The 726-nt window shown below is 68.1% G+C and carries 1 pseudogene; it reads right to left on the bottom strand.

Features of this window, described 5'->3' with window-relative positions:
• Positions 1-293 precede the first annotated feature (293 nt).
• Positions 294-726, bottom strand: a pseudogene (locus DJ75_RS00955) (class I SAM-dependent methyltransferase); the annotation flags it as partial.

Below are 726 nucleotides of genomic sequence, written 5' to 3'. Positions count from 1 at the left end.
TCGAGGAGCTCGAGTCCGTGGTCGAAGCGCAGTCCGAACAGATCGAGACGCTGGAGGATCGGTTCCTCGATCTGTCCGCCCGCGTCGCGGACGGGCGGAACCTCGGCGTCTGTCCGGAGTGTAACGGGCCGACGGAGAAGAAGGAGCGGCTGTTCCGGAGCGACACGATCGAGTGCCTGCGGTGCGGCGAAGTCATCCACACGTACTGAGCCGCGCAGTCCGGTTTCGCGCCCGCGGGCACGGGCGACTCGTTCAAGCGAGGCGGTGCCGAGAGGCGACTCAGTCGTCCNNNNGGACGCCACGTAGTCGCCCGGGATCGTGTTGCCGACGAGCTCGTCGAGGACCCGGAAGGGCCTCGCGACGGGGCCGGGAAGCTCGCGGTAGAAGCCGTACGGCAGCACGAAGTCGTGCTCCTCGCCGGCGAGCGTGAGGCCCGCCGCGCGGAGCATATCGACGACCTGTCGCTCGGAGTAGAGCCGGGAGCCCATCGGGAGCAGCCAGGTGTACAGCGTCCGGAGGCTACGACGGTTGAACGTGTCGAAGAACACCTGATCGGCGCTGACGCGGCGTAGCTCGCGGGCGAACGGAACCGGATCGTCCATCAGGTGGAAGAAGCGCATCGCGACCACCGTGTCGAAGTGGTCGTCCGGAAACGGGAGCCGCGAGGCGTCGCCGCGAACGAACTCCACGGTGTCCGACAGTCCCCCCTCGACCGCCTTCTCGCGG

It is taken from the genome of Halorubrum sp. Eb13 (assembly GCF_002252895.1).
GTDB lineage: Archaea > Halobacteriota > Halobacteria > Halobacteriales > Haloferacaceae > Halorubrum.
The sequence above is the reverse complement of the archived record's forward strand: the minus strand, read 5'-3'. Positions and strand labels throughout refer to the sequence as shown.